General features: G+C 46.7%; 23 protein-coding genes and 1 pseudogene. 1 reads left to right on the top strand and 23 read right to left on the bottom strand.

What is annotated here, in order from left to right; all coding sequences use genetic code 11:
• Positions 1-103: 103 nt before the first annotated feature.
• The 11 genes and pseudogenes from AC2CGA_RS13905 to rpsU form a co-directional block, all read right to left on the bottom strand.
• Entirely contained in the window at positions 104-478 is a 375-nt protein-coding gene (locus tag AC2CGA_RS13905) for a diacylglycerol kinase family protein (RefSeq protein ID WP_003152974.1), read from the bottom strand.
• On the bottom strand, positions 459-932 hold the full coding sequence (ybeY, locus tag AC2CGA_RS13900; RefSeq protein WP_015387991.1) for an rRNA maturation RNase YbeY: 474 nt from the start codon (positions 930-932) through the stop codon (positions 459-461). The genes AC2CGA_RS13905 and ybeY overlap by 20 nt, the downstream gene beginning before the upstream one ends.
• A complete protein-coding gene (locus AC2CGA_RS13895) occupies positions 933-3,065 on the bottom strand; it encodes an HD family phosphohydrolase (protein WP_003152972.1) in 2,133 nt (710 codons plus the stop codon).
• 80 nt (positions 3,066-3,145) lie between these two features.
• The gene (locus tag AC2CGA_RS13890) at positions 3,146-4,105 is read right to left on the bottom strand and encodes a PhoH family protein (RefSeq protein ID WP_003152970.1); all 960 of its coding nucleotides are present in this window, start codon (positions 4,103-4,105) and stop codon (positions 3,146-3,148) included.
• Positions 4,069-5,293 (bottom strand): annotated as a pseudogene (gene yqfD / locus AC2CGA_RS13885) (sporulation protein YqfD). Before yqfD ends, AC2CGA_RS13890 begins: the two are co-directional and overlap by 37 nt.
• 17 nt (positions 5,294-5,310) lie before the next feature.
• Positions 5,311-5,592: a sporulation protein YqfC gene (gene yqfC / locus AC2CGA_RS13880; RefSeq protein ID WP_003152966.1), complete on the bottom strand. Its 282-nt coding sequence runs from the start codon at positions 5,590-5,592 to the stop codon at positions 5,311-5,313.
• Positions 5,593-5,648: 56 nt separating this feature from the next.
• Positions 5,649-6,083 carry a hypothetical protein gene (locus AC2CGA_RS13875; protein ID WP_046559883.1) on the bottom strand — a complete coding sequence of 145 codons (435 nt, stop codon included), beginning with the start codon at positions 6,081-6,083 and terminating at the stop codon, positions 5,649-5,651.
• Between the two features lie 27 nt (positions 6,084-6,110).
• Positions 6,111-7,103 carry a flotillin-like protein FloA gene (gene floA / locus AC2CGA_RS13870; protein WP_003152961.1) on the bottom strand — a complete coding sequence of 331 codons (993 nt, stop codon included), beginning with the start codon at positions 7,101-7,103 and terminating at the stop codon, positions 6,111-6,113.
• 24 nt (positions 7,104-7,127) lie between these two features.
• Positions 7,128-8,444: an NfeD family protein gene (locus tag AC2CGA_RS13865; protein WP_139885322.1), complete on the bottom strand. Its 1,317-nt coding sequence runs from the start codon at positions 8,442-8,444 to the stop codon at positions 7,128-7,130.
• 122 nt (positions 8,445-8,566) lie between these two features.
• On the bottom strand, positions 8,567-9,013 hold the full coding sequence (locus tag AC2CGA_RS13860) for a GatB/YqeY domain-containing protein (RefSeq protein WP_003152958.1): 447 nt from the start codon (positions 9,011-9,013) through the stop codon (positions 8,567-8,569).
• A gap of 14 nt (positions 9,014-9,027) precedes the next feature.
• Positions 9,028-9,201: a 30S ribosomal protein S21 gene (rpsU, locus tag AC2CGA_RS13855; protein WP_003152957.1), complete on the bottom strand. Its 174-nt coding sequence runs from the start codon at positions 9,199-9,201 to the stop codon at positions 9,028-9,030.
• A 171-nt stretch (positions 9,202-9,372) separates the two neighbouring features.
• Here rpsU and AC2CGA_RS13850 point away from each other — a divergent pair, with 171 nt between their 5' ends.
• A complete protein-coding gene (locus AC2CGA_RS13850; RefSeq protein ID WP_032856881.1) occupies positions 9,373-10,299 on the top strand; it encodes a Na/Pi symporter in 927 nt (308 codons plus the stop codon).
• A 37-nt stretch (positions 10,300-10,336) separates the two neighbouring features.
• Here AC2CGA_RS13850 and mtaB read toward each other — a convergent pair whose 3' ends face one another.
• The 12 genes from mtaB to gpr all read right to left on the bottom strand — a co-directional run bounded on the left by mtaB (position 10,337) and on the right by gpr (position 24,256).
• On the bottom strand, positions 10,337-11,692 hold the full coding sequence (gene mtaB / locus AC2CGA_RS13845) for a tRNA (N(6)-L-threonylcarbamoyladenosine(37)-C(2))-methylthiotransferase MtaB (RefSeq protein WP_014305444.1): 1,356 nt from the start codon (positions 11,690-11,692) through the stop codon (positions 10,337-10,339).
• A complete protein-coding gene (locus AC2CGA_RS13840; protein WP_003152900.1) occupies positions 11,692-12,462 on the bottom strand; it encodes a 16S rRNA (uracil(1498)-N(3))-methyltransferase in 771 nt (256 codons plus the stop codon). The genes mtaB and AC2CGA_RS13840 overlap by 1 nt, the downstream gene beginning before the upstream one ends.
• Before the next feature lie 22 nt (positions 12,463-12,484).
• Positions 12,485-13,420 carry a 50S ribosomal protein L11 methyltransferase gene (gene prmA / locus AC2CGA_RS13835; RefSeq protein WP_003152897.1) on the bottom strand — a complete coding sequence of 312 codons (936 nt, stop codon included), beginning with the start codon at positions 13,418-13,420 and terminating at the stop codon, positions 12,485-12,487.
• 23 nt (positions 13,421-13,443) lie between these two features.
• The gene (dnaJ, locus tag AC2CGA_RS13830; RefSeq protein ID WP_003152895.1) at positions 13,444-14,571 is read right to left on the bottom strand and encodes a molecular chaperone DnaJ; all 1,128 of its coding nucleotides are present in this window, start codon (positions 14,569-14,571) and stop codon (positions 13,444-13,446) included.
• 185 nt (positions 14,572-14,756) lie between these two features.
• Entirely contained in the window at positions 14,757-16,595 is a 1,839-nt protein-coding gene (dnaK, locus tag AC2CGA_RS13825) for a molecular chaperone DnaK (RefSeq protein WP_003152893.1), read from the bottom strand.
• A 24-nt stretch (positions 16,596-16,619) separates the two neighbouring features.
• Positions 16,620-17,195 carry a nucleotide exchange factor GrpE gene (gene grpE, locus AC2CGA_RS13820; RefSeq protein WP_003152892.1) on the bottom strand — a complete coding sequence of 192 codons (576 nt, stop codon included), beginning with the start codon at positions 17,193-17,195 and terminating at the stop codon, positions 16,620-16,622.
• A gap of 59 nt (positions 17,196-17,254) precedes the next feature.
• Positions 17,255-18,286 (bottom strand): heat-inducible transcriptional repressor HrcA, encoded by a 1,032-nt coding sequence (gene hrcA, locus AC2CGA_RS13815; protein WP_003152889.1) that lies wholly within the window; start codon positions 18,284-18,286, stop codon positions 17,255-17,257.
• Positions 18,287-18,366: 80 nt separating this feature from the next.
• Complete coding sequence (gene hemW, locus AC2CGA_RS13810; protein ID WP_046559886.1) at positions 18,367-19,506, bottom strand: radical SAM family heme chaperone HemW; 1,140 nt, start codon at positions 19,504-19,506, stop codon at positions 18,367-18,369.
• Positions 19,507-19,565: 59 nt separating this feature from the next.
• Positions 19,566-21,401 (bottom strand): translation elongation factor 4, encoded by a 1,836-nt coding sequence (gene lepA / locus AC2CGA_RS13805; protein ID WP_013352938.1) that lies wholly within the window; start codon positions 21,399-21,401, stop codon positions 19,566-19,568.
• A 132-nt stretch (positions 21,402-21,533) separates the two neighbouring features.
• The gene (locus tag AC2CGA_RS13800) at positions 21,534-21,872 is read right to left on the bottom strand and encodes a YqxA family protein (RefSeq protein WP_003152882.1); all 339 of its coding nucleotides are present in this window, start codon (positions 21,870-21,872) and stop codon (positions 21,534-21,536) included.
• Between the two features lie 16 nt (positions 21,873-21,888).
• Positions 21,889-23,082 (bottom strand): stage II sporulation protein P, encoded by a 1,194-nt coding sequence (gene spoIIP, locus AC2CGA_RS13795; RefSeq protein WP_063174745.1) that lies wholly within the window; start codon positions 23,080-23,082, stop codon positions 21,889-21,891.
• Between the two features lie 67 nt (positions 23,083-23,149).
• Entirely contained in the window at positions 23,150-24,256 is a 1,107-nt protein-coding gene (gene gpr / locus AC2CGA_RS13790; protein ID WP_139885323.1) for a GPR endopeptidase, read from the bottom strand.
• Positions 24,257-24,445 lie beyond the last annotated feature (189 nt).

The following is a 24,445-nucleotide window of genomic DNA, read 5'->3' as shown; positions in this document are numbered from 1 at the left end:
ACCTTTATCCTGTATGATACCGCTGTCACTTTTATTTTACATAATTACGATCGGTTTTTCACGCCCATTTTTGGCAATGTAAAATAATTGTAAGAATCTTCTGCTAACATATCTTCGGCAGGAAGATGAGTAAACCAATGATACACGATATCACGGCAAAGACGCAAACGGCTCCGGCGGCCGCGTCCTTTGCCGCTTTTGCGAGCGGGTGATACTGATCAGTAACTAAATCCACAACATGCTCTATCGCCGTATTTAAAAGCTCCAAAGCAAGCATCCCTCCGATCAGCACCAAAACAACGGCCCATTCGGCTGTGCTCAGCCCGGTAAGAAAACCGCAAACGATAACGGCGCAGGCCGCGGTAATATGAAATTGAAAATTCCGCTCTGACCGCGCCGTTTTCCAGATTCCCCTCCATGCATGGACAAAGCTCTTCAGGAACCTGCTCCACTCGTTTTTATGATCTCGTGAGTCCATACTCATCCAGCAAATCCTTTTGCTTTGAAAACATTTCTTCCTCTTCTTCTTTTGTCAAGTGATCATAGCCAAGCAAATGCAAAAAGCCGTGCACGGCCAGAAAACCGAGCTCTCTCATAAACGAATGGCCGTACTCTTCCGCCTGCTCTTTCGTTCTGTCTGCGCTGATGATAATATCTCCTAAAACAGGCGGCATGTCGGCGCCTACGATTTCCACCTCGTCTTCGCCTTCTTCTTCAAGCGCAAACGAAATGACGTCAGTCGGAGTGTCTTTTCCCCGGTAGTCTCTGTTGATTTCTCTGATTTCTTCATTTGTCACAATCGTGACCGATACTTCAGCCTGATCCTGAACGCCTTCTTTTTCCGCCGCGAATTGGAGCAGCTTCTCCACTTCTTGGAGCGCATCAGCTGAGACGCTGTTCGTTTCATCAACAATATCTATGAGTAAACCCATTTATTTCACCTTCTTCGTAGCCTCCGGATATTCAATCCGGGAGTGGAAAATTCCTTTTAAAGTCGCACATAGTGTTTTGGCGATCGTATCCAGTTCTCGGAACGTGAGATCACATTCTGAGAATTGTCCGTCCTGAAGCTTATCGGATATAATTCCCCGCACCAGTTTTTCGATCCGCTCGGGATTGGGATTATGCATGGAACGGACGGCGGCTTCAACGCTGTCGGCCACTGAGATAATAGCCGCTTCTTTCGATTGCGGCTTCGGCCCCGGGTAGCGGAACTCTTTCTCTGTAATCTGGTCGCCCTTTTCTTTCGCTTTATAATAAAAGAATTTTAAAAGGGACGTTCCGTGATGCTGCTCCGCGATATCCACAAGCTCTTTCGGAAACTTATAGCTTCTGAGCATATTCGCACCGTCTGTCGTATGTGCGATAATGATATTTTTGCTGAGCTGAGGAGACAGCTTGTCATGCGGATTATCCATATTCATCTGATTTTCAATAAAATATTGCGGACGTTTCGTTTTGCCGAGATCGTGATAATACGCTCCGACCCGTGCTAAAAGACCGTTTGCCCCTACGGCTTCACAAGCCGCTTCCGACAGATTTGCCACCATGACGCTGTGATGATATGTACCGGGTGTTTCCGTTAAAATCTTTCGAAGCAGGGGATGATTCGGATTAGACAGTTCAATCAGCCTCATCGTTGAAAGAATGCCGAATCCCGTCTCAAAAAACGGCATCAGACCGATAATCAAAACGGATGAAGCAAGTCCCGAGACGACCCCCATCAGCATCAGCGTTCCGATTTCAACAGGTGACAGCGCCGTATTTTGTATTAATAAAAGCGACAGCACGATAATCATATTAATAAATGAGACGAACAGTCCCGCCTGCAATATTTTTGATCTCGCATTGTGTTTCCCCAAAAACAGAATGCCTGAAATGCTGCTGATTAAATAGTAAATGCCGATGACGTAATTAAATGTTCCCGTCACACCCTGATTAAACATCATACTGCCGCAGATCGCCAGAATGATGCTTCCTAAAATGGCGAGCCTTTCATTGAGCAGCAGCCTGATTAAAATCGCGCCGGCGGCGATCGGCACAAGATAGCCGATATTGGTGTATTCAATCTTCTGAAAGAGACTGACGACTTCCATAATGACGAGAATAAGCGTTGTAATGATAGAAAACAGCAAAAGAGATTTATTTTTCAGCTTAAGCTCCTGCTGCTGTTTCTCAAAATAGTAGACAAGCGTGGCGATAAACAGCCCGATCATCAGAAGCAGACCGCTGATCGGCTTTAACAGGTTGGAATTATTCAAAAGCCCCGTCAGTTCAAGCTTCCTGTATACTTCCCGGTCGATCAGGTCATTCTCTTCCACGAGAACCTGTCCCTGTTTGATCTGTACCGGCTGGACGCTGTCTGACGCTTCCTGGCGTTTTTCATCCGTCGCTTTCGGATCAAATACGTAATTCGGAATGACCGCGTATTTTCCGATTTCAGTCGCAGCCGCTAAATATTTTGACGGCACAGAAGCGCTTTTCAGCTCTTTTGCGACCTTATCCTTCGCTTCGGCAAGCTTTTCAGAAGGAATTTCACTGCTCATCACCGTATTCACCGCGGTAATGACGGAATCCCTCACAAATGAGAAATCTTCATTGTTTGCATGGAGAAGCGATTTAATGGCATCTTCCGAGACGGATTCATTGACATCCTGTGTCAGCTTGTTTTTCACCGATTTGACCAATGATTTTTCCGAAGGTGACTTTTTGTCTTTTTCCGCATCTTTTTTCACTTCGCCGATGCTGTCAAAAATGGAAGTGATCAGGTCAAGCCGGTTGTCGGTATAGCCTTTTTTCAGGGTGTATTGATCTTCCACCGCATCTTCGGCCGCCTGTTTTTTCGATTCCGTCGCCTGCTGATCTTCCACTGTGGCGGGCGCGTAAATCGTCTTATCACTGACTGAAAACAAATCCAAATTAAGTGATTCAGGTTTTACATGAATAAAGAGCAAACCAAACATGATCGCTGAAAGCAGCAGGTACAGCAGCACATGGGCTGAGCGGGCATGTCTGAAACTGCGGAACCGTTCCCGGGCGCTTTTGCCCTTTTCCTTCTTTTTCAAAACAAGAACCTCCTCCCTGAAACATCAGGAACACATCATATAAAAATGACCCGATAACGGGAGATCGGGTCATTTTTGCATTACTTTTGCTTATCATAAGCTTCAATAATTTTTGCAACAAGCGGATGCCTGACCACATCTGTCTGGTCAAGTTCAATCACGGAGATGCCGTTTATGTCCTTCAGCATATCCTTCGCTACTGCAAGTCCCGATGTGACGCCTTTCGGCAGGTCAATTTGGCTTACGTCGCCCGTAATGATCATTTTAGAGCCAAAACCCAATCTCGTCAAAAACATTTTCATTTGAGCGGGAGTGGTATTCTGGGCTTCATCAAGAATCACATACGCGTCGTCAAGCGTCCGCCCTCTCATATAGGCAAGCGGGGCGATTTCAATAACCCCTCTTTCCATAAGACGCTCCGTATGGTCGCTTCCGAGCACATCATGGAGCGCGTCATACAGCGGGCGCAGATAAGGATCTACTTTTTCCTTTAAATCTCCGGGCAGAAAGCCGAGGCTCTCGCCGGCTTCCACAGCGGGTCTTGTTAAAATGATTTTTTTAATGTGGCCGTTTTTTAAAGCATGCACCGCTTTTACGACCGCCAAATAAGTTTTGCCGGTTCCCGCCGGCCCGATGCCGAACACCATGTCGTTTTTCTTCATCGCCGCCACATATTCTCTTTGGCCGAGGGTTTTGACACGGATCGGTTTGCCTTTTGCCGTTTTCGTTATTTCCTCTTCATACATGCTTTCAAAATAGTCCAGTTCATCTTTTTTTGCCATTTTCACGGCATACAGCACATCACGTTCCGAAATCTCGATCCCCTTGCGAATTAAAGTAAGGAGCGAGCCCAATAATCTGTCAGCGATCTCAAATGTTTCATCATTCCCGGAAACGTAAATGGTTTCACCGCGCGTGATGAGGCTAATGCCCAGATCCTTCTCCATTAAATGTAAAAAGGCATCTTGGCTGCCGAACAAAGAAAGTGCTTCGTCCGGGCTTTTCAGTTTGTGATTAATCGCAAGTAAATGTTCTGCCATTCTTTAGTCTCCCTGAACAATAGGTGTGGTTTGAACGATATCTTCTATAACTTGGTAGAGAATAATCAACTTTACTTTACCATTCTCAACGGATTGGTGCAAAACTTTTTCACTTTCCACCTCTCCGCTGCCGTTTAATCGCTTTTCTACATCTTGTCTTCCCATTTTGATACCGGCCTGAACCGCTTCGCCTTTCGTATAAGTCCGCACGGTTGTTTCACTTTCTCTTGTCTGTTCTTGAACGTAAGAAATCGGAAGCTTCATCCCCAGAAATTGAAACGGGTGCTTTTCTTCCTCTGTTTTCGGATGTTTCAGCGGCTCCTCATTAAATTCAAAGCCCCAAAAAGGCACGCCCCATGATCCGAAAGACAGCTTGTGCTTCGTCCTTACTTTACCCGTATATAGCGTAAATGATGTTTCAAGAGGCACGGTTACTTCTGACTTGTACCATGTTTCTCCGTAAATTTCCGCTTTTGAGGCGACTTTCCGATCTTCATTTCCGATCAGTCCTGAGACGAGAAGCTGTCCTTTGTCAACATGATCGTTCACAAAAGCCATCGGCTGCCCCTTTTGCACGAACATCCTTTTGATGACCGCCTTCTTTTTGGCAACGATATGGCGGGGGCTCACGTACTTTTCTTTTGTCGGTTCGTTTTTTTCGACCACTTTCATATGAAGGGCTGTCCCGTTCAATTCCACACCGACCCACGTAATATTATCAATGCCGTTTGTTAATGATTTTTGAATTTTCTCCGGCGTCATCATTAAAAATTGCAAACGTCCTTTTTTCACACCGATTTCTTCAAGGTGCTTTACCATCTGATGCTCGGTTTCGGGCTTGGCCCCTTTAATATCAATGTCCCAAATCATGTTGGACAAAAGAAACAATATAACGAAAAACATCACAAATCCCGCAGTGAAGCCCAGGTTTAATTTTGATTTGAGAAGCAGAAAGGGAAGACCCTTTCTTTTTGTAAAGCTTGCTTTGCATTCATGTTTTCTGATGACTCTTCTGAAAGCATGTACATCTTGAAGCTGAATCATCAGCAGAACACAGTCTTGCTTTTTTTTCACCGCAAAGATGGCGATTCCGTTTCTCGTGCATTCATTCAGCAGCCGTTCAATCCCTTTTCCTTTGACTTCCATTTGGACTTTACCCGAAAAAAATGACAGCCATTTGTTTTTCACATTATTTCCCCCCGGCTTTATGAATCGACATATCGTACGTGATCTATCGTGCCTTCCAAAAGAATTTCTTCAGGAAGGATTGCCTTAATGACCAAGTTTTTTCCTGATATGATACATTGCCCCTGCTTGAGCATCAGCCTGACTTCTTCTTCGCTGAACAGCAGGAGGCCTCTGTGATTCTCTATGTAGATATGAAGTCTGCCGACCATCGTAATCCGAGGCAGATCCATCATAACGTCCGGGGGAATTTCCAATGCTCTTGTCAGCCATGCCTTTACACGATTCTTTCTTTGCCCCATAAAAAAAGAACCCCCTTTCATCTCATATGTATGATTTGAAAAGGGGTTCTAACACTTTATTTTTTACCGATGCTCCGCATGGTCCGGTGCGGTTTTTTTGCACGGGGCGGACCCAAAACCTCACTGAATATAATGCCTTGAACCGCAGTTTCTTTATTTATTTTGAGGGCTGATTTCTTCAGAGACGCGTTTCGTGCGCGTTGAGATGTCAGCTTATGTTCAAGCCCGTTAAACATCTGCTCCGTCTCCGCTAGGCGCTTTTCAGCTTCCCTTCTTTTTTGCTCAAAAGGGTTCTCTTCTGAAACGGCAGGCAATTCTTCCGCTTCCGGCTTATGCTCTTTCTGCGGCTGTTTTTGATCCTGCTTTTTTGTCTGATTTTCGGGGCGTGTACCCGGCGGCCGTTTTTCATCTTTGTTTTTCTTGCCGAATATTGCCGATATAATGCCGATGACGGCGGCAATGACGAGCGGATTTGTCAGAATCTCGTGCATATAGCGGCTCCCTCCTTAATAGAGAGGTTATTGTTGGTCTTCATCTTGCTGGTCATTCGTCAGCTTGCCGATAGAATCCCTCATGTCCGTATCCGCGTCGATATTTTTTATGTTCATATAGTCCATGACGCCGATGTTTCCTTCACGCAGCGCTTCTGCCATCGCAAGCGGCACTTCGGCTTCTGCTTCCACGACTTTTGCACGCATTTCTTCTACGCGAGCGCGCATTTCCTGCTCTTGGGCGACCGCCATGGCGCGGCGCTCTTCGGCTTTGGCCTGCGCAATGTTTTTGTCTGCTTCTGCTTGATCCGTTTGAAGAATCGCTCCGATGTTTTTGCCGATATCAACGTCGGCGATGTCAATCGAAAGAATTTCAAAGGCGGTGCCTGAATCCAGCCCTTTGCCAAGTACGGTCTGCGAAATCATATCAGGGTTTTCAAGCACTTTTTTATGATTACCCGAGGAACCGATTGTCGAGACAATCCCTTCTCCGACACGGGCGACAACCGTCTCTTCTCCCGCTCCTCCGACAAGGCGCTCGATATTGGCTCTTACGGTGATTCTGGCTTTTGCTTTTACTTCAATTCCGTCCATGGCGACACCCGCGATAAACGGTGTTTCAATGACCTTCGGATTGACGCTCATCTGCACGGCTTCCAATACGTCACGCCCGGCCAGGTCAATGGCTGCGCAGCGTTCAAATGTCAGCTCAATATTGGCGCGCTGTGCCGCAATCAGGGCATTGACCACCCTGTCAACATTACCACCGGCCAGATAATGGCTTTCGAGCTGATTTGTTGTTGCGGATAGGCCGGCTTTGTGCGCTTTAATTAACGGATTGACAACGCGACTTGGTATGACGCGCCGCAGCCTCATTCCGACCAAAGTGAAAATGCTGATTCTGACTCCTGCCGCAAGCGCCGAAATCCATAGCATCACCGGTACAAAGGTGAAGAATATGGCTAACACGATTATGGCAGCTGCAACTATTGCTAAAATCGCCAAACTTGACAGTTCCATCTAATTCCTCCTCAAGGTTATCATCTATATTTCTCTCACGACAATGCGTGAGCCTTCCGCTTTCACTACTTTCACCTGTCTGTCTTTTTCAGTGAATGATCCTTCCGAGACGACATCCAGACGTTCATCATCAATAATGACGGTGCCTGACGGTCTGAGGGCTGTAGCGGTAATGCCGACTTTCCCCAACAGCTCCGTCCGGTTCTGATTTGAAACATAACCGCTCTCCGTGCTTGTTGAATCAGTTAATATTAATTTTTTAAAGAATTTCATTCGTTTCCCCAACACCCTTGTTAATATGATAAAGGCTGTAATAGACACAGCAATGGCGATCAAGAGAGAAGCCGCCATTACGGTAAAGCTGCCCGCAGCGAGAAAGAGGCTCGCGATGACGCCTGCAATACCGATAAGACCGATTATGCCTCCGGGCAGAAATATCTCTAAAAGGATAAAAACCAAGCCCGCGCAAAATAAGAATACGCTGTCATAGCCGGCGAATCCGGCAGCGATATGCCCGGTGAAAAACAGCAGCATGGCCGTCAGTCCGACGGCACCCGGTATTCCGAGGCCCGGCGAGAACAATTCAATGGTCAAACCAAGCAAAGCAAGCGTTAATAAGACGGGGACAACAAACGGATTTGTCAGCCATCTGCCCAATTTGCCGACAAAACCTTCTTTTGCATGGTGAACATCCGCTTTGTCAAAACCGAGCTTTGTATATAAAGCATCAAGGTCTGAAACCGTGCCCTCCGAATATCCGACTTCCTTGGCTTTTTCAGCTGTCAGTGTCAGCAGTTTTCCCTTTGGGGCGCCCGCTTCCTTTGCATTGATGGCGGGATCTGCCATGGCCAGGGCGTATTTCGGATTTCGGTTGTTTTTAACCGCTGCGTCCTCCATTTCTGCATGCCACAGTGATTGAGCCTTTTTGTCCGCCGCGTTTCCTTTTCCGTCGATGATGGCTGCGGCACCCATTTTTCCGCCCGGCGCCATATAGATTTCATCTGCCTGAAGCGCTATATACGCTCCGGCAGAAAGCGCCCGTTTATTAACGTAAGCGGTAACAGGCACATCCGCGCGGCCGATGATATCCGCAATATCCAAGGCTGATTGAACGGCGCCTCCCGGTGTATTGATGTCAAGAATAATGTGTGACGCGCCGGACTCCTTCGCTTCTTTGAAAGAACGCGATAAAAACGAGGCGAGCCCCTGTTCGACATTTTTCTCAACCGGGATGACATAAACCGATGGGTGATCAGCTTTCGCGTTCAATTGAACCCCTAATAAAGATAATACAAATAAGCCCAATAGAGCAACAGCAATTCCGTTTTTTTTTCGGAACAAGGCAAATATACCCTCCTTCCCGTTTCGTTCTTCTTTATATACGTAACAAATGTACTTTAGTTTCATTTTTTTATGTATAAAAAAAGACATCTCTCTAGGAAAGATGTCTTTTTTCTTGTCAATTAAGATAATTGACTGCTGACAAGTCTGTTAATTACACTGCCGTCAGCTTTACCTTTTACTTTAGGCATAATAGCACTCATCACTTTGCCCATGTCCGCTTTGGAGCTCGCACCGACTTCAGCGATGGTTTCATTTACAATTGTCTGCAGCTCTTCTTCAGAAAGCTGCTTCGGTAAATAAATTTCTAAAATGTCCAGCTCTTTTTGAACTTTATCTACTAAATCTAAACGATCAGCGTTTGAAAATTCATGGAGGGAGTCTTTACGTTGCTTAAGTTCACGAGATAGGACAGTAAGTTCCTCATCCTCGGTCAAACTGTCTTTCTTAAGCTTAATTGCTTCGTTTTGAAGTGAAGCTTTCACCATTCGAACGACAGTCAGTTTGTCTTTCTCACGGCTTTTCATATACAGCTTCATATCTTGGTTAAGTCGCTCAAGAAGACTCATAAATCCACCCTCTTTTAGAATTTGCGTTTTCTAGCAGCTTCTGACTTTTTCTTGCGCTTTACGCTAGGTTTTTCATAAAATTCGCGCTTTCTTGCTTCTTGCAAAGTACCTGTCTTTGATACACTGCGTTTGAAGCGACGAAGAGCATCTTCAAGCGATTCGTTTTTTCTAACGACCGTTTTTGACATTCTCTTTCCCTCCCTCCGAATACACCAATCGACTACCTTTAAAAAGATACATATATAAACATGTACTTTGACATTATAATATAAGCCATCAGTCAGGTCAACTAAGCGAGCTCACTTTTCCGTCATGAATAAGGCTGCTTGTCTATATAATGATGGAAAGGGGTGTTTCGTTTGATAATACTGATTCTCTTTACCGCACTTATCCTGGTTTTTTTACTCGGAATGAGCCTGCTCAGGCAGGGCCTGATCGCATTAACGTATTCAAAAATTGAGAAAAGCCTGCTCTTATTTACCGACCACCCTTTGAAAGCTTTTCTCATAAGCATCGTATTCACCGGTTTTCTTCAGAGCAGCTCAGCCTTCATGGTCATTGTCATCGGCTTTGTCAGCGCAGGCGCTTTATCTTTTAAACGGACCATTCCGATGATTCTCGGCACGAATGTCGGCTCCACGTTTACGACGGAGTTTTTAGCCATAAAGATGGATGTGCTCATTTGGGTGCTTTTTATCGGAGGCCTTGTGTTTATCCTCATCCGTAAATATCCGTTCAGGCAGATCGGTATAAGCTTCCTCGGTCTCGGCATCATCTTTTTTTGCATCACATGCTTCAGCCGGCTTGCCGTTCCGCTGACAGAAATGAAGGCGGGGGCGGAGGTTTTGCGCCATGTGAATGATTCGAGCTGGTCCGCTCTTTTTATCGGCATGATATTGACGGCAATCATTCATTCAAGCTCCGTCTGCATCGGCATTTTGATGAGTTTTATGAACGAAGGGGTGATCGGCATTGAACAAGCGGTCAGCGTCGTTCTGGGATCTAATATCGGGACATGCGTCACGGCCGTCATGGCTGCTGTTTCAGGCGGTTATGCCGCCAGACAGACCGCCGGTGCTCACGTAGTGTTTAATATTCTCGGCGTGCTGCTCGTCTTTCCCTTCCTGTCTGCATCAGCAGGTATTACGGAGCGCCTGTCTGATGATCCCGCGCAGATGATTGCGCATTTCAGCCTGTTATTTAACGTAGTCACCGCCTTATTGTTTCTGCCGTTCACACATTTGTTTTACCGGCTGATTGACAGGCTGATTCCTCCGAAACCGTAAAAAAACCGATGCGGGAAGGCACCGGTTTTTTTATCTGTTATGAAGACATGCGCATGTTTCGGGTCATTTCATCCTCAACGACGCGGACGAATTGTCCTTCGTTATACGGATAGCCCGCTTTTTGAATTTTGACTTTGACAAGTTTGCCGATTACATCTTCCGTGCCTTTGAAGACGACTTTCATGTAATTGTCCGTATAGCCGACGAACATGCCGTCCTCATCAGACTCTTTAAACGCCTCTTCCGGAATGATTTCCAGAACCTCTCCTTCATAATCGGAGGCGTATTCTTTGGCAAGCTGGTCAGACAGCGCAATCAGCTTATGCACCCGTTCGTTTTTCACGTTTTCGTCAACCTGGTCTTCCATTCTGGCCGCAGGTGTTCCGGTGCGTTTGCTGTAAGGGAATACGTGAAGCTCTGAAAACTTATGTTCTTTAATGAACCGGTATGTTTCCATAAATTCTTCTTCCGTTTCACCCGGGAAACCGACGATGACATCAGATGTGACGGCAAGACCCGGCAGCGCTTCTTTCAGCTTATTTAAACGGTCCGCGAAAAATTCCATCGTATATTTGCGTCTCATCCGTTTCAGAACGGTGTTTGATCCTGACTGAATCGGGATATGAAGGTGGCGGACGATTTTATCAGACGCATCCAGCACTTCAATCACTTCATCAGTGATTTGACTTGCTTCAATAGATGAAATTCTGATCCGCTTCAGTCCTTCTACACGTGTATCAAGCTCGCGGAGAAGCTTGGCGAAATTATAATCTTTCATATCTTCGCCGTAGCCGCCCGTATGAATCCCCGTCAGGACGATTTCTTTATAGCCGGCATCCACCAGCTGCTGCGCCTGTTTAATGACTTCTTCCGGATCGCGGGAACGAAGCAGGCCGCGCGCCCAAGGGATAATGCAGAACGTACAGAAGTTGTTGCAGCCCTCTTGGATTTTTAACGACGCTCTTGTGCGGTCAGTAAAAGCGGGAACATCCAGCTCTTCAAACACGCGTGCTTTCATAATATTGCCGACGCCGTTGATCGGCTGACGCTCTTCCCTGTACTGCTCAATGTAACCGAGCATTTTTTCACGATCCTGCGTGCCGACGACGATGTCAACACCCGGGATGGCCATAATTTCTGCCGGAGAGGTTTGCGCATAGCACCCTGTTACGCAGATGACGCCGTCAGGATTTTGGCGGATCGCCCGTCTGATGACTTGACGGCTTTTTTTATCTCCCGTGTTTGTTACCGTACATGTATTAATGACATATACATCTGCTGTCTGTTCGAATTCTTTTCGTTCATAACCCGCATCTTTAAACAGCTGCCAGATTGCTTCTGTTTCATAATGATTGACCTTGCAGCCAAGGGTATGAAAAGCAACAGTTGCCATTACTGATCACCTCTTAATAACTCTGTATGATAGGAAACTGCGCTTAACGCGTAAAGAGGCGCAGTTTCAGTCCGTAAAATTCTCGGTCCGAGGCCGCATAAGACGGCGCCTTTTTCTGAAAGCTGATGAACTTCAGACTCAGTCAGACCGCCTTCAGGGCCGAATACGATTAAAAGAGACGAACCTTGCGGAAGGCTTTTAAGCTCCGCGGCGAAAGCGCCCGTTTCTCCCTGCTTTGATGACTCCTCGTATGCAACGACACATTTATCGACATTCTCCGCCATTTCAAGCAGCTGCCGGAACGTATGAACGGTTTTCACTTCGGGAATTTCATTGCGGTACGATTGCTCCGCCGCTTCCTTCGCGATTTTCGCCCATCTCTCCCGCTTTTTCTTTGCCTTTTTGTCGTCTAGCTTAACGACGGATCTGGCGCCCTGAAAGGGGATGAACATACTAGCCCCCAGCTCGGTCCCTTTTTGGATAATCCATTCAAGCTTATCGCCTTTCGGAAGGCCGCTGGCAATCCTGATTTTTAACGGCAGTTCACGGTTTTCACCCGTCCATTCAGCAATGCTGCATGATATATGATCTTTAGAAACCGCTTTGAGCAGGCATAACGCTTCATGGCCGTCTTTCGAACAGCAGATTATCCGGTCTCCCGCACTCATTCTCATGACGTTCGCTATATGGTGGACGTCTTCCCCCGTAATTTGAAAATCGGGAGTTTCGTCCATCTCCTGCTTCGTGAGCTCGATAAAATATCGTTGCATACGCTGTGACACCTACTAACTGTTATTTTTTCGCGATGATGCTGACCCAATCTTCCATAGACAGAATTTCTGTGATGGTAAAGCCGGCTTTTTCCAACGCTTCTTTTACTTCCTGTTTTTTCTGGCCGATAATGCCTGAAGTAATAAAATGGCCTCCGTCTTTGAGCAGGTCATACGCCTGTGATGTAAAGCGGAGAATCACTTCCGCCAGAATATTTGCGACAATGACATCATGTTCGCCCGTGATGCCGTCTAACAAATTGTTCTGCTTCACTTCGGCCGTATCACTCACTTTGTTCAATTTTAGATTCAGACGCGCGCTTTCAACAGCGACCGGATCAAGGTCATACGCATGAACCGATTCGGCCTCAAGCATGGCGGCCGCGATGCTTAAAATTCCTGAACCGGTGCCGACATCAATGACACGGTCGCCTTTTTGAACGATACGCTCAAGCGCCTGAATGCACAGAACGGTTGTCGGATGCGTTCCCGTTCCGAATGCCATGCCCGGATCCATTTCGATAATCAGTTCATCGGTATTCACGGGTGTGTACGTTTCCCATGTGGGTACGATCGTGAATTTTTCAGAAATTTTCACCGGATGATAATACTTTTTCCAAGCTGTCGCCCATTCTTCTTCATTAACTTCAGAAATGGTGATTGTGTTTCTGCCTAAATCAATGTCGTACAAAAGCAGATTATTAATCGTCTCTTTAATGCCGTCCACCGTTTCGCCTAGGAAACTGTTGATCGGCAGATACGCTTTGACAATGACACCCTCATCGGGGTAATCATTGGGGTCGAGCTGGTAGATTTCCCCGTAAACATTCTCACGCTCTTTCATTAAATCAAGCGGATCTTCGATGACAACCCCGCTCGCACCAGCTTCATGCAAAATATTTGAGATGGGTTCGACCGCTTCATGTGTTGTGTGAATGCTGATTTCGGACCATTTCAAAACTACCAACTCCTATCCAATCATTACTCGCCTTTAAATGCGCGTTTTACTTTGTCAAAGAAACTCATTTCTTGTTCATCCGGCAGGTTTCCGCTGACTTCAGCGAACTCGCGGATGATGTCTTTTTGTTTGTCTGTCAGATTCGTCGGTGTGACGACGCGGACGACAATGTGCTGGTCGCCTTGTCCGTAGCCCCGGACGTTCTGAACGCCTTTGCCTCTTAATCTGAATTTCGTGCCGGTTTGTGTGCCGGCAGGTATTTTCAATTTCACTTTTCCGTGAAGCGTCGGCACTTCCACTTCGTCTCCGAGTGCCGCTTGGGCAAACGTTAACGGCATTTCGCAATAAATATCGTCTCCGTCGCGTTCAAAGAACTCGTGGGCGCGCACATGGAATACGACAAACAGATCTCCCGCAGGCCCTCCGTTTACGCCAGGTTCACCTTGACCCGGAACGCGCAGCTGCTGTCCGTCATCCACACCGGCAGGAATCGTGACATTGATTTTTTTCCGTTTTTTCACTTTGCCCGTGCCGCCGCAGTCAGAACACTTGTTTTTGATGATTTTTCCTGTTCCTTCACAGTGGTGGCAGACTCTTCGGTTAACCACTTTGCCAAACGGCGTGTTCTGTTCGACGTTCAGCTGGCCTGAACCTCCGCAGTGCGAGCACGTATCCGGCTTTGTTCCCGGCTTTGCGCCCGATCCTTTACATGTTTCGCAATTCTCTTCGCGCGGAATTTCAATGATCGTTTCTTTTCCGAAAGCCGCGTCTTCAAATGACAGGGTCATTGTATACTGCAGATCCGCGCCTTGCCGCGGCGCATTCGGGTCACGGCGTCTCGTGCCGCCTCCGAAGATGCTTGAGAATATGTCATCGAAACCGAAGCCGCCGAAGTCTCCGCCGCCTCCGAAACCGCCGCCGAATCCCTGGTTAGGGTCTGTATGGCCGAATTGGTCATATTGAGCGCGTTTTTGGTCGTCTGAGAGCGCTTCGTACGCTTCTTTTACCTCTTTGAATTTTTCATCTGCTCCGGATTCTTTATTGATATCAGGATGATATTTTTTTGAAAGCTTCCGATAGGCTTTTTTGATTTCATCCTTTGAAGCGCTCTTACTTACCCCAAGCACTTCATAGTAATCACGCTTACTCATCTCGCTTCACTCTCCCGAATTTCTCACATAAATTAGATTGTATCATTTTGAATTATGTTTTTTCAATTCCTTTTATCCCGGGCAAGAAAAAAAGTCAAAGCCAAGAGATGCCTGACTTTGACTTTCTGTCTGTTGAATCAGAATATGCTGTGTGTTCTTCCGCCTATAGCCATGCGGGAAAGAACTTATTTTTTCGTTTCGTCGTCTTTTACTTCTTCGTATTCCGCATCGACAACGTTGTCGTCCGCTTTTTTGCCTTCAGCGTTTGCTGCGCCTTCAGCCTGCTGCGCTTTTGCCGCTTCTTCATAAAGCTTCATAGAAAGCTCTTGAACGATTGTTTGAAGCTCATCTTTTTTCGCTTTGATGTCTTCAATTTCGTTTTTCTCGATAGCGGCTTTCAGCGCGTCTTTCGCGTCGTTTGCTTTTTTCACTTGCTCTTCGTCCACTTTGCCTTCCAGATCTTTTAATGTCTTTTCCGTTTGGAACACAAGCTGGTCAGCTTCGTTGCGGACTTCGATTTCTTCTTTTCTCTTCGCATCAGCGTCAGCGTTTTCTTCCGCTTCTTTTACCATGCGTTCGATCTCATCATCAGAAAGACCTGAAGAAGATTTGATTGTAATGTTTTGTTCTTTTCCTGTGCCTAAGTCTTTCGCTCTTACGTTTACGATACCGTTTTTGTCAATATCGAAAGAAACTTCGATTTGCGGTACGCCGCGCGGTGCAGGCGGGATATCAGTAAGCTGGAAGCGGCCGAGCGTTTTGTTGTCCGCAGACATCGGGCGCTCACCTTGAAGCACGTGAATGTCAACAGCCGTTTGGTTGTCAGCTGCAGTTGAGAATACTTGAGACTTGCTCGTCGGAATTGTCGTGTTGCGGTCGATCAGTTTCGTGAACACGCCGCCCATTGTTTCAATACCGAGAGAAAGCGGTGTAACGTCAAGAAGAACAACGTCTTTTACGTCTCCCGTGATGACGCCGCCTTGAATCGCTGCACCCAGCGCTACAACTTCATCAGGGTTTACGCCTTTATGCGCTTCTTTACCCGTTTCTTTTTTGATTGCTTCCTGTACGGCAGGAATACGTGTTGATCCGCCGACAAGGATAACTTTGTCGATTTCGCTCGCAGAAAGATCCGCATCTTGAAGAGCCTGACGGACAGGAGCCATTGTGCGCTCAACAAGGTGAGCGGAAAGCTCTTCGAATTTAGCGCGGGTCAGTGTCAGCTCAAGGTGAAGAGGCCCTGCTTCTCCCGCTGTGATAAACGGTAAAGAAATTTGTGTAGATGATACGCCGGAAAGATCTTTTTTCGCTTTCTCAGCCGCATCTTTCAAACGCTGAAGCGCCATTTTGTCTTTTGAAAGATCAATGCCGTTTTCTTTTTTGAATTCTGCTACGAGATGATCGATGATGACTTGGTCAAAGTCGTCCCCGCCAAGACGGTTGTCACCGGCAGTTGAACGGACTTCAAACACGCCGTCGCCAAGTTCAAGAACAGATACGTCAAACGTACCGCCGCCAAGGTCGTAAACAAGAATCGTTTGGTCTTCGTCTGTTTTATCAAGTCCGTATGCAAGCGCTGCTGCAGTCGGTTCGTTGATAATACGCTCTACTTCAAGACCGGCGATTTTACCGGCATCTTTTGTCGCTTGGCGCTCTGCATCGTTGAAGTATGCAGGAACCGTGATAACAGCTTTTGAAACTGTTTCGCCGAGGTAGCTTTCAGCGTATGCTTTCAGATGCTGAAGGATAATAGCTGACACTTCTTGAGGCGTGTAGTCTTTTCCTTCGATTTCCACTTTATAGTCAGTACCCATATGGCGTTTGACAGACATGATTGTGTTAGGATTTGTGATTGATTGGCGTTTCGCCACTTCCCCTACTTGGCGCTCGCCGTTTTTAAATGCAACGACTGACGGAGTCGTACGGTTTCCTTCAGCGTTGGCGATAACTGTAGGCTCTCCGCCTTCAAGCACTGCCACACATGAGTTTGTCGTACCCAAGTCAATTCCGATTACTTTACTCACTTTGAATTACCTCCTGCTATGTAGTTATTGATTCACTTTTACCATTGAAGGACGGATGACGCGATCCTTCAGTTTGTAGCCTTTTTGCAGTTCTTCGATAACAATATTGCTGCCGAAGTTTTCATCTTCCACCTGCATGACGGCTTGGTGAAGGTTCGGATCAAATTCCTGACCGACAGCTTCGATGGCTTCAACGCCTTCTTTTTCAAGTGCGTCCATCAGCTGGCGGCGGACCATTTCCATACCTTGCAGCAAGCTTTTTGTCTGCTCGCTTTCAGCTTCTACCTGTAACGCCCGTTCAAAGTTGTCGAGAGCCGGAAGGATTTCCGTTACGACGTTTTGAGAACGGTATTTCTGAGCAGCTTCCATTTCAAGGCGGCTGCGTCGTTTATAGTTTTCAAAGTCTGCTTGAACACGCAAAAGCTTGTTTTCTTTTTCATCAAGCAAACCCTGCAATTCATCAATTTGGTGCTGAAGGGCTTCTTCCTGACCTGCCGTTTCTTCATGCTGCTCTTGTGAAGCGGCTTGTTCTGCCTGTTCTGTCACTTCTTCTTGTTCTGCTGCTTCAACCTGTTCTGCGGTTTGTTTTTCTTCTGACATTGTGTTCACCTCCCTCAAATGCTGTAAAAAGATGACTGAAAATGATTGCCAAAATTCCCTTATTCATCATACAAACTTGTGAATGCTTTTGACAAGTCCGAAGTCACGTGCTGCAGCAGGCTGACGACTCTTGAATAATTCATGCGCGTCGGCCCGATAATGGCGATTGATCCGATCTGTTTCGTATCAACTGTATAGGTGGCCGTGATTAAACTGCAGTTTTCCATTTCTTCGTAGTCGTTTTCTTTCCCGATTTTGATTGAAATCCCGGCTTTTGATGACTGAAACAGCTTCAGAACATCCTGCTCTTTTTCAATTAAAGATAAGAGCGAGCGGACCCTTTCAATATCATGGAACTCCGGCTGATTCAGCATGTTGATCTTTCCGCCGAAAAACAATTTTTCAACGTGGGCCGCCGGATGGAATGTGGAGCGGAGCGATTCAAGTATGCTGTCATAGTTGGCGATATGCTGCCTTAAATATGTGACAACCTCTTTGAAAATGCGCTCATTCAGTTCGTCCATCGGCACGCCCGCTAATCGATCGTTTAGTATATTGACCAGTTTTTCAATATCGGCCAAATCCACTTTAGCCGGGAAATTGATGGTGCGGTTTTCGACATGCCCCGTGTTCGTGACGAGGATGGCGACCGCCTTATCCGGCTGGATCGGAACGATTTGAATCTGTTTAAGATAGTTCTCGCTCAGCGTCGGCCCGAGGACAATCGATGTGTAGTTTGTCAGATCGGACAGGATTTGCGCTGATTTTTGGACTGTTTTTTCCAGCTCGAAGATTTTTTCTTTAAATATCGAGTGAATTAAATCCAGATCGGTTTTTGTCAGCTTGACGGGTGACAGCAAATGATCGACATAATACCTGTACCCTTTTTCCGACGGAATCCGTCCTGAGGATGAATGGGTTTTTTCAATAAAGCCCAATTCCTCCAAGTCAGCCATCTCGTTTCTGATCGTTGCAGAGCTGAATGTAATCTCGTCTTTTTTTGAAAGAGTTCTTGATCCTACAGGCTGCGCCGATTGTATAAAATCATTAATAATCACTTGCAGGATCAACAGCTGACGATTTGTTAACATCATCATCACCCCTGTTAGCACTCAAGGTCAGCGAGTGCTAATTCTATATCAAAAGTAACAAACCAAAAGAAAAATGTCAATTATAACTCACCCAAAAAAGCGCCAAAAACCTCATTTCCTAATAATTTGCCCTCATGCGTTAATGCAACCGATTCTTCCGTGTCACAGATCAGGCCTTTTTCGGTTAAATCTTTGAGAACATCGGGAAACAGTTCGTCGACCGAGCGTCCGAATTTATCGAGAAAAGCTTGCTTTTGTACGCCGGACATTTTTCTGAGACCGAGGAACATTTCTTCTTCAATCTGCTCCTCACGTGTCACCTCGTGCGTGTCACGGTAAGGCAGCCCCTTTTCTTCGATGAGCTGCATGTAATGTTTCACAGGCCCGGCGTTGACGGTGCGCGTGCCGCTGATATATCCGTGAGCGCCTGCGCCAAAACCGAAATACGCTTCATTGCTCCAATACGTCAGATTATGCTGGGACTCGTATCCGGGCTTTGCAAAGTTACTGATCTCGTATTGACGGATGCCCGCTTCACTCATCTGCCTCATGACCGTTTCATACATCTCGGCCTCTTGTTCTTGCGCCGGGAGATGCAGGCGGCCTTTTTGCATTAAATTATAAAACACCGTTTTCGGCTCTACGATCAGCGAGTAAACGGAGTAGTGCTCCGCATCAAGAGACAAAGCTGTTTTGACGGAATTGTCAAGATCAGCCAGCGTCTGACCCGGCAGGCCGAACATCAAATCGAGACTGATGTTGTCGAAGCCGAGAGCCCTCGCACGTTCAAAGGAAGTGAATACGTCCTTTTGTTTATGCACTCTGCCGATTTTTTGTAAAAGCTCATCTTCAAAGGTTTGAACACCGAAGCTCAGCCGGTTGACACCGGCATTTTTCAGGATTTTTAATTTTTCCGGAGACAAATCATCCGGATTCGCTTCCGCGGCAAATTCTATGAGTCCGTCAGAAGGCTTCAGCACGCGGTGAATGGAATCCATCAATTTTTCCAGCTGGGCGGGTGAGAGCGATGTCGGCGTGCCTCCCCCGATGAAAATCGTGCGGAGATCAGGGCGTCCCGTCCGTTCTATTGTATTTATCATTTCCTTTTCGAGTGAGTTTAAGTACTCATCGACAGGCTGGCTCTGAATAAAATATTTATTGAAATCGCAATAGTGGCAGATATGCTCACAAAACGGAATATGAATATAAGCTGATTTCATTTTGAAACACCTTCTTCTTTACAGAAAGAAGCCGCAGCGCGGGACTGCGGCGGCTTCCGTTATTTTTTCGGGCTGTCATCCATTTTAAGAACGGCCATAAACGCTTCCTGCGGCACTTCTACCGAGCCGACCTGCTTCATCCGGCGTTTTCCTTCTTTTTGTTTTTCAAGAAGCTTCCGTTTCCGCGAGATGTCTCCTCCGTAACATTTTGCAAGGACGTTTTTCCGCATGGCCTTAATGGTTGAGCGGGCCACGATTTTCTGTCCGATCGCTGCCTGCACGGGCACTTCGAATTGCTGGCGGGGGATCAATTCTTTCAATTTTTCGACGATGACTTTCCCGCGCTCGTATGCGTAATCGCGGTGCACGATAAACGACAGCGCATCAATTTTTTCTGCATTCAGCATAATGTCCATTTTGACGAGTTTGGACGGTTTGTAGCCGATCAGCTCGTAATCGAAAGAGGCGTACCCTTTCGTGCTGGATTTCAGCTGATCAAAAAATTCATATACGATTTCCGCAAGAGGCATCTCATATACAATGCTGACCCGGTTGGCGTCTAAGTACTGCATATCGATAAAGTTGCCCCGTTTCCCCTGACAAAGCTCCATAACCGCTCCGACGTAATCGTTCGGTACCATCATCGTCGCTTTGACATAAGGTTCTTCCACCCGCTCTATTTTCTGCGGGTCAGGCATGTTTGACGGGTTATCCACGATGATCTTTTCGCCGTCCGTCATATAAACGTCATAAATAACGCTCGGCGCGGTCGTAATAAGGTCAATTTTAAATTCCCGTTCAATCCGCTCTTGAATGATTTCCATGTGAAGCATTCCTAAAAAGCCGCAGCGGAAACCGAAGCCGAGGGCTTGTGACGTCTCCGCCTCGTATTGAAGAGATGAATCGTTCAATTCAAGTTTTTCCAGAGCTTCGCGCAAATCATTATATTTGGCTGTGTCAATCGGATAAAGTCCGCAGTATACCATCGGATTGAGTTTGCGGTAGCCCGGAAGCGCTTCTGCCGCAGGCTTAACCGCGCTCGTGATCGTATCACCGACACGGGTGTCGCCGACGTTTTTGATTGCGGCTGTCAAATAGCCTACGTCACCGACTGTCAATTCGTCAGCCGGCTGCGCTTTCGGCGTGAAGACGCCGACTTCGATGACTTCAAACTCTTTTCCGGTTGCCATCATTTTAATTTTCTGGCCCGGTTTGACCGTTCCTTCTACGACTCTGATATACGCGACGACTCCGCGGTACGCGTCATAAAGCGAGTCAAAGATGAGCGCTTTCAGCGGAGCTTCCGGATCTCCCGCGGGAGCCGGCACTTTTTCTACGATCTGTTCTAAAATGTCTTCGATGCCGATGCCCGCTTTCGCTGAAGCGAGGACGGCGTCTGAAGCGTCAAGGCCGATAACGTCCTCAACCTCTTGACGCACACGTTCTGGCTCTGCGCTCGGAAGATCGATTTTATTAATGACAGGAAGAATCTCAAGATCATTATCAAGCGCCAGATAGACGTTCGCCAATGTCTGCGCTTCTATTCCCTGAGCCGCATCAACAACAAGAATCGCGCCTTCACAGGCAGCCAGGCTTCGCGAAACTTCATATGTAAAGTCGACGTGTCCGGGCGTGTCGATGAGATGGAATATATATTCTTCTCCGTCTTTTGCTTTGTATTTCAGCTGAACGGAATTTAATTTGATGGTAATTCCCCGTTCGCGTTCAAGGTCCATTGAATCAAGCAATTGTTCTTTCATTTCCCGCTGGGTGATCGCCGATGTTTTTTCTAAAATCCGATCCGCCAAGGTCGATTTGCCGTGGTCTATGTGGGCGATGATGGAGAAATTCCGGATTCTTGACTGCCTCTCTAAACGCTTTTCTTTATCTGTCACAATCTATCACTCCTACTATTAAACGCAAAATACACTAGCTTAGATTATATCAATAGGATTGTAAACATTCAATTAAAACAAGAAAGAGAAAAGCTTCCTTTAAGGAATCATCCGCTTTTCTCTTCATCAATGCTAACGGTTCAGTTTCGAAACCCACTCATACATCGCCTGCGCCGAGTCCGTCACGGTATTTGAAAGGGTTTCTCCGGCTTTTGAAAACAGGTTGAAGGTTTCCGCCTGTTCCAGCTGTTTTTGTTTTTCTTCCAGATCTTTCGCCGTAACGGTTTGCCCCAAAATGGAAGCTTCTTTTTCCTGTCCTTCTCCGCCGCCGAGCGTGAATGCTCCTTTTAAGGAGGGATCTTTGTATCCTTTCATATCAAGCATTCCGCTGTTTGCCTGCTGCATGCCGAACAAAACGCCGACAAACATGACAATAGCGATCAGCAGGCATTTGCCGGTAAAACGGATCATTTGCATCACCTGATTTCTATTGTTTTTTCTTCTCTCCTGATTGCGAGCTGACCTTGTCTGCATCCCAGTACAGTTCGCTGAATACATCGGCCACGGCATCTGATGCGCGCCTCAGTTCTTCAAGATTGTTATCCACGCCCCCGAATTCCAGCAGAAGCGACCGGTCGTTTAAATCCTGGTTGTACACTCCATTATCTCCCGGAGAGCCTTTTGATAAAACACCGACGCTTAAGCCTGGGTATTTTTTCTCCATCAGCTTATGAAGTTCACTTGCGAGTTTATAGTTTTCTTCAAAATTAGCGCTTTTTTTGCCGACGACGATGGCGACCCTGGCATAGCTTTTTCCTTTGATGTCGGCTGTCGTATTTTTCTTGCGGCGGGAATCCCGGTGAATGTCTATGGTATATTGCAGGTTTTTATTTTTGGCGAGCGCGCTTTTTACGACCGGCCTTGATTCGTCGTAGCTTCGCGCATAATTTAAACCGTCTTTGTTCAGGCGGGCCTGAATGTCGGTTTTATCTACGGTCGCTCCTACACCTTGCGCTTCAAGCGCTTTTCCGAACATATCTCCGACAAGCGTGACATTGGCCTTCGAATGGCGGGCGTTATCCGGATTTGTTTCCCCTTTTAACAGAGGAAGATAGGATTCGGTATTATGAGTGTGGTAAATAAAAACGACTTTTTTGCTGCCTGTTGAATGTTTCGGCGGCGCCTTTTCTTCTTTTTTCGTTTTGTTTTCGATTTCTGCCAGGTTCACTTCTTTTTCTTTTTCCATCACCTTTGACGGCGGCGGGGATTCAGCAGGCATATTCGTATAATCAGTCCCCTGCCCCGCCAGAAGGATCTCCGTATCGTATTGGGCAAATCCCGGCAGCTCACGTCCCAAGAAACTCCGCGGGTCTTCCATATTAATGCTTGTCGCCAGTTTTAAGGAAAGCCGGGACAGCTGAAAAGAGTCTTTTTCAGGAAGCTCTGAGGCGAAATAATGATTTTCCATACCGAGGAGGTGTGCAAACGCGTCACCCGGAAGTTCTCCGGCAATTCCGTGAAGAGAATTCGAAGAAAGCCTCAGTTCAGGGCGAAGCGATGTGAGCACACCCGATAATACGAAAATAACGATAAGGCTTGTCATAAACAAAAACATGCCCTTGAGCGCATTTCCACCGTTTACTGCAACGACAATTTGACGGTTTCTGCGTTTTTTTCTCATGATTTGAATCCCTCCAGCGCTTGTCTAGTAATTACTCTATGAACAAGCTAGAGGAGGTAGAACCATTTTAATGATTATAAGAACCTTTGTTATCTTGTGACACTTTTTCATGAAGGGCGGTGTTTAACCCGTTTGCAAGCACGTTCGCCATATCATCAATAAAGGTGTCAATCTCCTTCGGCGTGACCATCAGATTATGGCCGAGCGGAGAGAGCACTTCGTGAATCAGCTGGCGTTTTTCGTTTTCGTCCAGTGTGCCGACAATACCGAGAAAGGATTGGCGTTCTTTTTCTCCGGGAAGGTCTTCGTCTGTCAGCACCTTCTTTTTGCCGAAGTTCATTCCGGCGGGCACCAGAGATCTTGACGGGCTGTCATCTTTCATCTCTCTGCCGAAATGCTTTAATATATAATCCACCGTATCGCTCGCGATCGTAACCGCATCAACGACAGTCGGTACCCCGATTGCGATGACGGGGATGCCGAGCGTTTCCTTGCTTAATTCTTTTCTTTTATTGCCGACGCCTGATCCCGGGTGAATGCCCGTATCAGAAAATTGGATGGTCGTGTTCACCCTTTCAACGGCTCTTGCCGCAAGAGCGTCTACCGCAATCACAAAATCCGGCTTTGATTCTTTGATCACACCTTGAATAATATCGCTCGTTTCAATTCCCGTTAATCCCATCACACCGGGAGCGAGCGCGCTGACCGGCCTGTACCCTTCCTGCACGTTTTCCGGCTGAAGCCTGAACAGATGCCTTGTCACAAGAAGGTTTTCGGTCACGAGAGGGCCGAGCGCATCCGGCGTCACATTCCAGTTGCCGAGACCGACGATCAAACAGCTTGCATCCTTTGGAATCTTTAATGCCGACAGATAGGCGGAAAATTCCTCGGCAAACACTTCCGTTACTTTTTCCTGCATGTCAGAGTCGTGTTCCCGAACCGCTTGAGCCTCGATCGTGACATAGCGTCCCTGCTTTTTCCCCGATAGCTCGGCGCCTTCTTTGGTAATATCGACGGTTCTGACTTTAATGCCGCCCTTGTCGCGTTCTTTTTCAATAAACCCGTTTATTTCTTTTGTCTGACCGGCTTGTCCGTCTTTTACCGCCTGTTTCGTTTCTACCGCTAAATCCGTCCGTATCAGAAATTGATTGACATCCAGTTCGTTGTTTTTCACAGGAAAGACCTCCTTCAATCATCGTGGTACATAGTGTGGCCATTTACAAAACGAATCATGCGAATTTACCCATCAACGAAAAATACTTTACATTTATATTGCAATCTAAAGTTCTGTTTGATAGAATACAATTTGTTCTATTGTGAAGAAGATTTAACCTTAAGACACTGTGCTACAGGTTGTATCTTA

The organism is Bacillus sp. SYZHCR11 (genome assembly GCF_057196865.1).
This window is presented reverse-complemented; position numbering and strand designations above follow the sequence as displayed.

Coding starts and splice junctions, on each gene's coding strand:
- AC2CGA_RS13905 (WP_003152974.1), bottom strand. CDS start 478: ATGGACTCACGAGATCATAAAAACGAGTGGAGCAGGTTCCTGAAGAGC.
- ybeY (WP_015387991.1), bottom strand. CDS start 932: ATGGGTTTACTCATAGATATTGTTGATGAAACGAACAGCGTCTCAGCT.
- AC2CGA_RS13890 (WP_003152970.1), bottom strand. CDS start 4,105: ATGGCAGAACATTTACTTGCGATTAATCACAAACTGAAAAGCCCGGAC.
- yqfC (WP_003152966.1), bottom strand. CDS start 5,592: ATGGGGCAAAGAAAGAATCGTGTAAAGGCATGGCTGACAAGAGCATTG.
- AC2CGA_RS13875 (WP_046559883.1), bottom strand. CDS start 6,083: ATGCACGAGATTCTGACAAATCCGCTCGTCATTGCCGCCGTCATCGGC.
- floA (WP_003152961.1), bottom strand. CDS start 7,103: ATGGAACTGTCAAGTTTGGCGATTTTAGCAATAGTTGCAGCTGCCATA.
- AC2CGA_RS13860 (WP_003152958.1), bottom strand. CDS start 9,013: ATGAGTCTTCTTGAGCGACTTAACCAAGATATGAAGCTGTATATGAAA.
- rpsU (WP_003152957.1), bottom strand. CDS start 9,201: ATGTCAAAAACGGTCGTTAGAAAAAACGAATCGCTTGAAGATGCTCTT.
- mtaB (WP_014305444.1), bottom strand. CDS start 11,692: ATGGCAACTGTTGCTTTTCATACCCTTGGCTGCAAGGTCAATCATTAT.
- AC2CGA_RS13840 (WP_003152900.1), bottom strand. CDS start 12,462: ATGCAACGATATTTTATCGAGCTCACGAAGCAGGAGATGGACGAAACT.
- dnaJ (WP_003152895.1), bottom strand. CDS start 14,571: ATGAGTAAGCGTGATTACTATGAAGTGCTTGGGGTAAGTAAGAGCGCT.
- grpE (WP_003152892.1), bottom strand. CDS start 17,195: ATGTCAGAAGAAAAACAAACCGCAGAACAGGTTGAAGCAGCAGAACAA.
- hrcA (WP_003152889.1), bottom strand. CDS start 18,286: ATGTTAACAAATCGTCAGCTGTTGATCCTGCAAGTGATTATTAATGAT.
- hemW (WP_046559886.1), bottom strand. CDS start 19,506: ATGAAATCAGCTTATATTCATATTCCGTTTTGTGAGCATATCTGCCAC.
- AC2CGA_RS13800 (WP_003152882.1), bottom strand. CDS start 21,872: ATGATCCGTTTTACCGGCAAATGCCTGCTGATCGCTATTGTCATGTTT.
- spoIIP (WP_063174745.1), bottom strand. CDS start 23,082: ATGAGAAAAAAACGCAGAAACCGTCAAATTGTCGTTGCAGTAAACGGT.